This window comes from Paenibacillus sp. J31P190, from assembly GCF_059692075.1.
Window position 1 is genome coordinate 1 of the sequence record NZ_JCAUAS010000059.1, and the last position, 8,095, is coordinate 8,095.

Below are 8,095 nucleotides of genomic sequence, written 5' to 3' on the forward strand. Positions count from 1 at the left end.
CCCCTATAATGAAGACAGTTGGAAAATTAGTGTAGATGGAGAAACAAAAACATTTACTTGGTCAGATAAAAATTGTGACGTAACGAGCGATGCAAAGCAACTACTAGGATTGCGAACATTCATCCAACATATAGTTGCGGGTAAGGATTCTTATAAAGAATTACCCAAAGCTGAGGGTGGTTATGAATAAAGGAATAGAAATCCAATTGGAAAATGCTATTCAACTAACGGGAAACGATAGTTCAACACAAAACGGCTGCCGCGTGCAGCCTATTGTGCTAACGGGCAGGATACTTCCAATATGTGTTAAAATGGGGTTCTAATGAATCTACGCCGAGAACAATTGGAAAACGACACATGATTGGAGCGATTTTATGGATAGAGATATCGTTCAGTATCATTGCGATGAGCTGATTAAGTCATTAGTTACGTTGGCTTCTTCTGCTGAAAAGCAAAAAAATATTATGGGCTATGGACATGTAGGGGACGATATGATTCTTGAATTCGAAAGCCATTATAATCTCGGCATGACTCAATATTACCTCGATTTAGGGCTTTTCTCAGACAACCAATTACAGGAACTAAAAAATTATGATAAATTTCTTGATGAGAAATGCAGTGAACAAGAGTTGGATTTTTTCACCGATTTTGATCAATTGAAAAGTAATTTGATATGGGAAGAGATAAGAGTGAAAACGTCTGAATTACTTAGACTTCTTGATAAAGACAATCTAGATATTGAGATTATAAGGGAAGTTGATAATAATATTGAATTGACTAGGACCAGGTTGTATAGGGTCAGATGAAACTATACTGTTAAGCTATTGGGCAGCATAGTTTATTAATGAAACTTAAATAAAACACGAAACGTCTAATGTTAAAGAATGTAATATTAGGGGGATTTCATGAAAAAAATTACTGCTCTAATTGTAGTAGTTACAATGATTTTACTTTTTGTTACAAAATCGCTTTATGTTGAGTGGACAGAGTTATTTATTATAATTGGTTCTTTAAGTTTTATATTTATACTTATTAATTTGTTTTCTAAACGCCAGCGTGGGATTAGTTACATTTTAGGTAGCTCTGCCTTATTAGGATTTCTGTTTTTTTGGGTACTTAGTTTAATTGACTTAATTGCAGACCATTTTATGTACTATCTCCCGACGGGAAACGAAGACGGTCAGTCTTTATCATTAGGCTTTAAAATCCAAGAATACAACGATGATTTATTTGTTGGAAGTGTAATATCACTGTTGTCAGTTATAATAATCACTTTTTTATTTTCAAAAATCACTCTTAAAAAGACATAAAATTGTTCAACTAACGGATAACGATAGTTGAATAACACACATTAGATGAGCAGGCACTGCGGTGGCCTGCTCATTTTATAAGCTAGCTGGTAGGGTAGCTTAATAACAAAGGAGAAATTGATTGATAACATCATAAAAGCGAGGACCCCGCGAATTATATCGCAGAGTCCTCTTATAGTGGGAAGCGATTTATTTCAAAAATGCACTTCTAATGCTAAGTCTTACTCAAAAAGTATCGAAGCAGAAATCTCGATCTTTTTATCCTTCTTAGTGTTTTCATGGTGAATCAACAACCTTTCGAAAACTAAAATTGAATTCCGTTTTTCGCTGGTTTTTAATACCACTTCCCACTTATCGTATGTTTACCCTTTTCCTAATATTTTGAATCAATATGGGTAATATGGCTCTCAGAAAATAAAGTTTTAGATTGACTTGCTTGATTAAGCTAAAGGGGAACGATAGTACAATATTAAAACAGGCTGCCGGCGTATTGACTGGTAACCTTATTGTGTTATCTGGTAGGATATTGGAATAAAAAGGAATTTACAATGGGAATAAAGAATTACTATTACAATAAATCCTTCGATAGGAGAAGTAAATGGGTTATGTAGAAGACTTAAATGAATTGCCAGAGAACATACCAAGAAGTCACAAAGAAATAATAAACAGGTACAAATCTTTGTTAAGCTAACGAGGAACGATAACGGAAGAGCTTGCAGCATTGCAGCTCTTCTTTCTTATTGAAGTAACGGGAGTTTAATGCAACTTTGCATGAAGAAGGAAGACGTTACTTGCTTGAGAGAAAGATAGTCATCTGGTCTACTCTGACCATTTTTGTAATTTTCTTGACGATGCTTTCACTAACAAACTTTCTAAATTGATTAGAAAATAGAATTTATGCAATGATGTGAATAAATAAATATACAACAAGGTCAGACGATGATATGTCGTCTGACCTTGTTTATTATTAAAATACTTGGCAACCCGTTAACGGACGATTTGTCATTTTTTCATAGGCAAATGGACTTCCGCTCATCATTACCTAGAGGTTTAATTCGTTAGCGAGAGGCGTCTGCTTGCTATCGGGCGTTATACACTAGTCAACTACTAGAAGGGTAAAAATACGATAAGTAAAGCATGAACCCAGAATATGGTATGATGTTCTTTGACTCTATCTTGAGGAAATTATTGTAACTATAGTTAAGGAGTATGATGATATGGGGTACAAATATGAAAGGGTACAAACCGACGAAAATTTACCTATAAAAATTATCATTCACACTGCGGACGGAAAGGCGCTTATCCCATGTCATTGGCATGAAAGCATCGAAATATCGTACGTTCTCAAAGGTAAAATCGATCGAATTTATATCGATGGAAAAGATTATGAGTCCCATCAAGGAGATATTGTGTTAATCAACTCGAATGCGATCCATTCTTTTTTTGTGAATGTGGGAAAAGACCGGAAAGCCGTTACGATTCTCATTCCTTATGAGTTCATTAAAGCCAACTATGCGAACATGGATCAAATCGCCTTCGATTGTATATCCATCGGAAATCAAGACGAAAACAGGGGAATGCGGTTTGACGAGCTGCGTGATCATCTACAATCGATCATTCGCGTCTACTCGAATAGAGAACAAGATCCTGCAGCATCGATAAAGATTACGGGACTGTCCTACGAGTTAATCCATATGCTGCTGACATATTTTAAAGTCGATAAAGCTACTGGATCAAACATCCATACTAAGAAATATTTGGACAGGTTAACACTGATTACGCAATATATAAAAGAAAACTATCATCGTGATTTATCGATTCAGCTCATTTCAACGACCTTTAATTTGTCGCCTGAGTATCTATCACGATTTTTTATGAAACATGTAGGCTTGACAGTACTTCAGTATATTAATACGATTCGTCTTGAAAAATCTTATCCCGATTTAATGAATAGTGATTACTCGATCTTACAGATCGCGTTAGATCACGGGTTTCCGAACGAGAAATCGTATTCTAGAGTGTTTAAGAATGTCTATCATGTAACCCCTAATCAATATCGTAAAATGCATAAAGCATCCAAATCTTTAAGTTCGTGATCAAAATGTCAGGATTGGGCGATAAAGAAGTTATAAAAGGACATGAATCCAAGGGAGTATTCATCTAAAATATAATTTGTAAGGGCTTTCAACCTAAGGGATAGACAAGTATTCGGCGCTTACAGAACATCACTCTATGCAGAAGGTAGGTTGTTATGTTTATGAAAAAAAGCTCCAATAAACACTTGAAAACCGCCATGTTATGCACGTTAGCAGTCAGCACAGTCCTCTCTTTCAGCACCGGGGCAATAGCCAAGAACGTTGAAAAGCAGTCAGCCTCTTATCGGACGGTAACGGAAATTGAAGATTGGGGAGCCGCCATCACTAAAGTTATCGTCGATTTAGGTACGCCGGTTCCGATAGGTGCAGTAACAACGGATACATTCAACGTGCATGTCGTAAGAAGTGACAGCCGGTTGAAAACCCCCTTTTTGGAAGAAGGCAACCGAAAAGTAATCAAAGCCTACGTCTCGGATAAAGACGGAAAGCCGGCTGTCCAAACAGGGAAATATGCCGTACTGGAGATGGAAATCGGCCCGGCTCTATCATTAGGCTCTGCCATTAACTATGATTGGGCTGGAACAGGACTCAACGCATGGAATGAAAATAAATATACCATTACCCAACAAAAAGAGATAAAAACGCATGCCGGAAAGGAAATTTCAGGATTGGTCGCGAATACGTTTACAGGTGGAGTCAGAGAACTGGTGGATGAATTCACAACCGGAAAAGCGACATACAACAACGTAACTTTGACTTATGCAGACTATGCGCCGGCAAAAGACAATCATGTGAATCCCTTGATTATTTGGCTTCATGGGGCGGGTGAAGGCGGCACAGACCCGACGATTCCGATTTCCGGAAATAAAGCGGTCAACTTTGCTTCTGAAAATATTCAATCCTATTTTGACGGTGCGTACGTTTTGGCGCCTCAGACACCGACTTATTGGATGGATGGTAATAGTGGGTTTGGGGACGGTACATCGAAATATCAGGAATCGCTTATGGCACTTATTAAAGATTATGTAGCAAACAACAAAGACATTGACTCGAATCGAATTTACATCGGCGGAGATTCCAACGGCGGATATATGACGATGTTGATGATTCGCGATTACACCGATTATTTTGCAGCTGCCATCCCGACATGCGAAGCTTTAAGGGATACGCTCGTGAAGGATGAAGACATCCAGAAAATGAAAAGCCTTCCAACTTGGTTTGTTGCAGCCAAAACAGATACGATCGTGCCTCCGAATGCATTCACCGTGCCTACATACGACCGTTTAGTCCAAGCCGGTGCAAAAGATGTCAACCTATCTTTATTCGATAAAGTGGCGGATACGACGGGCTTGTACAAAAAAGCGGACGGTACGCCGTACGAATACTCTGGTCATTGGTCCTGGATTTATGTCTACAACAACGAAGTCAAAGCTACGATCAACGGAAAACAAACAACCCTCATGGAATGGCTGGCTACCCAGTCATTGGATAAATAAATGGATGGTTGATCAACACAAAGGGACCTCAGTTAAGGTCCCTTTTTCAGAAGTTTAGTATATTTGCGATGCGCCTGCTGTATGCCGACCGTTCAGCGAATATTACCGATACGATAACAACTCAAAATGCTGAAAAGCCCTATTAAAGGGCTTTTTTGCGTAACTGATGTTACGCTAACGAGGAACGATAGTGAAGGAGCTTGCCTCGCGGCAGCTCCTCTTTTTGCTCATTAAAGTAACGGGCAGATTAGCGTGGTGGAACGGCTATTTATTATAGCTTCCTATTTGAGATACGGGTCACCGCAACGTATCTAAACACAAAGTACAATTTGACCACAAAATATACATCAGCATATAAAGATAAAAAGCCACTCTGACAAAGGAGTGGTTTCCTTACTTCCGTAAATTATACATGTAGAACCTAATCAGGTAGCCAACCCTCTTACAATTCAATGATTCGTAATTGTCAAATCGGTCTTTTAGCGATAAAATATTTGTTAATATTAACCAACTTGCATAGTGTTTCCTATCGAATCGATAAATATAAGCGTACTCGGTCGATATGTGTATTCCGTATTAGGTTTGGACAAGCCAAAAGGAGAGAGATAATTGAATTTTAATGATTTTTCTGTAGAAGAGCAAAATCACATAAATGGGGTTATAGCGAAGTATATGGATACATATATAAGGGTAAACCTTGTTTGGACACCTGAGCAGATGTACTGCGATCTACTGGAATACCTTAAAGAACCACATGTTAAAGGGTGGTATGGCTACAAAAGTAAAGTTAATGGCGAATGGGTATCTCCAATGAAACAAGCACAACTTTGGATGGTTTCTGATGATGGTCGAGATTTTATTATCTCAAGGTTTACAACGAAGTACGAAAGAAACAAGAAGTTAGCAAGGAAAAAATCCCCTATTTGTGAGATAGTTCGCTTTGGTCTCAGATGGGAAGAAATGAAAAATTTCGGTATTGTCTACGGCTTAAAAGAAAATGGAACAAATGGTTACAGTAACGAAAAGACAGAAATTGTTGAAGATTCAGAATTAATTCCTTGGTCTGTTACCCATGTTGAAAAAGAGCTGAAGGAAAAGCATAAAACATGTCTTAAGGATTGCCTGATAAGTCTTTCAACAAGCCCAATAGAGAAAATGTTCTATGAGTATTGGCTTCAACATTTTTATCATCCTGACAACCCCGCAATTATTCCTGAAATTTATGCAGAGAGATACCATTACTTCTGTTACAAGCTAGATGACAATTATTCTCTCAGATTTAACTTGAAATCGAAAAAAGTGAACATCAGATTTGACTTCGCCATTGTCAATTTCCATAAACAAACTAAGTTGCTTATTGAACTTGATGGACACGACTATCATAAGACAGTCGAACAACGCAATAACGATGCAATTAAAAGAACAATAGCAACAAACAATGGATGGCAACTTAATGTGATAACAGGGACTCAAATTAATCGAGACATTGAAGGATGCTTTGATGCCATCAAAAGTTTCTTGTTGCCTAAATAACCAATAAAAAAATCCCTTGAAAACAGGGATTTTTTTAGCGATCAGTTTTAGCGACGGGTTACAGACCCAGGGGAACTACCGATCTGCCCCGGCTACCGAGAAATACACCACTAAAATGAAAAGAGGTCAACCAGTAAAAACTGGCTGACCTCATAATACGACGGGTAACTGTAGTTGAGGAGTCTGTTTCGTGACAGAGCTTCTCTTTTGTTTTTTAAAGTAATGGGAAGAATATTGATCATTAGTTTTGAATTATATTATTAAATGAAATAATTCAGGGAGAGTTCAATTTGAATATAATAGAATGGTTGGAAGACTGGTATTTATCACAGTGTGACGGAGATTGGGAACATAGCTATTACGGAGTGAAAATCAGTACGCTTGATAATCCAGGTTGGAGTGTCAAAATAAACTTGCAAGAAACTATTTTAGAAAACAAAGCATTTGAAAGTCTTGTCAAAGAAAGAACCGAGCATGATTGGATACATTGTAGGTTGAAAGAAGGTTACTTTGAAGGATTTGGTGGTCCTAAAAATTTAGGGGAAATTTTGTTAATCTTCAAAGACTGGGTAGAATTGGGCTAAACATTCCTGTAATGACTAAGATTTGGACTTTGTCAAAAAAGGAGCGCCTCGGTATGATGGGTTTGTGCACGGGTTCGAAACCCAATACCATCAAGGAGGCGCTCTAACTATGAAGTTTAAACAAAACGATGGACAAAATCAACGTATAGAACGAATTTCCACATCTCATCTTGTTGTAGGCATCGACATGGCGAAGGAAATTCATGTAGCACAGGCTACTAACTTTCGAGGTATCGTACTTGCCAAGAGACATTTACCATTTACAAACGACTTAGAAGGATTCGAAAAATTACAACGTTGGATGGTTGAATTACAACAGAAGCACCAATTGAAGACTTTAATTATCGGTATGGAGCCAACCGGACATTACTGGTTTAACCTAGCTAATTGGCTTTCCGACAAGGAAATAAACGTTGTAATGGTAAATCCAGCTACAACCAAAAGAAACAAGGAAAATCGTGACAATTGTCCTTCCAAGAGTGATCCTAAAGATGCACTTGTCATCGCGGACGTAGTTTGCCGTGGCTATTACTATGAATACACCCGACAGGCAACCGTCTTTCAGAGGTTACGTACCATTATGAGTGACCGAGAATTTTGGGTGACGAATAGCGTAAGGTTACAGAATCGGATCATCCGTTGGTTAGATATTCGTTTTCCTGAGTATACCTCGGTGTTTAAAGACTGGACCTGCAAACGGTCCTTGGCTACTCTTAAAGATTTGCCCTCACCGTTGGATCTTCAATCAATGTCCGTACCAGAGGTAATTACAAGTTGGAGAAGGTATATGAAACGAGCGGGCGGTTCTACGGGTACTCATAAAGCTGCGCAGCTTATCTCACAAGCCAAGCAGAGTGTAGGAGACACGACAGCTCTTCATGAAGCCAAGCAAGATTTAAGGCGGTTATTAGAAGAGTTTGAACGTATCGTTGAAATACTAGAAAAGATTGAAAAGAACATTCAAACATTGCTAAGTGAAATTCCTATTGCCAATCAACTACGATCGATCAAAGGCCTAGGTTCAATCTTCATAGCAGCCATTCTATCAAGTACTGGTGACCTTAGACAGTATGCTC

7 protein-coding genes and 1 pseudogene are annotated in these 8,095 nt (G+C 38.2%); all 8 read left to right on the forward strand.

Annotated elements, in window-relative coordinates:
* Window positions 1-190 (forward strand): annotated as a pseudogene (locus AC58U0_RS37065) (hypothetical protein); the annotation flags it as partial.
* Window positions 191-374: 184 nt separating this feature from the next.
* Entirely contained in the window at window positions 375-806 is a 432-nt protein-coding gene (locus tag AC58U0_RS37070) for a hypothetical protein (RefSeq protein WP_497383638.1), read from the forward strand.
* A 99-nt stretch (window positions 807-905) separates the two neighbouring features.
* Window positions 906-1,310: a hypothetical protein gene (locus AC58U0_RS37075; RefSeq protein ID WP_497383639.1), complete on the forward strand. Its 405-nt coding sequence runs from the start codon at window positions 906-908 to the stop codon at window positions 1,308-1,310.
* A gap of 1,217 nt (window positions 1,311-2,527) precedes the next feature.
* Window positions 2,528-3,406: a helix-turn-helix domain-containing protein gene (locus tag AC58U0_RS37080; RefSeq protein WP_497383640.1), complete on the forward strand. Its 879-nt coding sequence runs from the start codon at window positions 2,528-2,530 to the stop codon at window positions 3,404-3,406.
* 161 nt (window positions 3,407-3,567) lie between these two features.
* Window positions 3,568-4,902, forward strand: coding sequence for a prolyl oligopeptidase family serine peptidase (locus tag AC58U0_RS37085; RefSeq protein WP_497383644.1), 1,335 nt, complete (start codon window positions 3,568-3,570; stop codon window positions 4,900-4,902).
* A 609-nt stretch (window positions 4,903-5,511) separates the two neighbouring features.
* Window positions 5,512-6,435, forward strand: coding sequence for a putative endonuclease domain-containing protein (locus AC58U0_RS37090; RefSeq protein ID WP_497383641.1), 924 nt, complete (start codon window positions 5,512-5,514; stop codon window positions 6,433-6,435).
* A 290-nt stretch (window positions 6,436-6,725) separates the two neighbouring features.
* Entirely contained in the window at window positions 6,726-7,019 is a 294-nt protein-coding gene (locus tag AC58U0_RS37095; RefSeq protein ID WP_497383642.1) for an immunity 53 family protein, read from the forward strand.
* Window positions 7,020-7,128: 109 nt separating this feature from the next.
* Window positions 7,129-8,095: IS110 family transposase (locus AC58U0_RS37100; protein ID WP_497383643.1), on the forward strand; the 967-nt coding region annotated here is incomplete at its 3' end.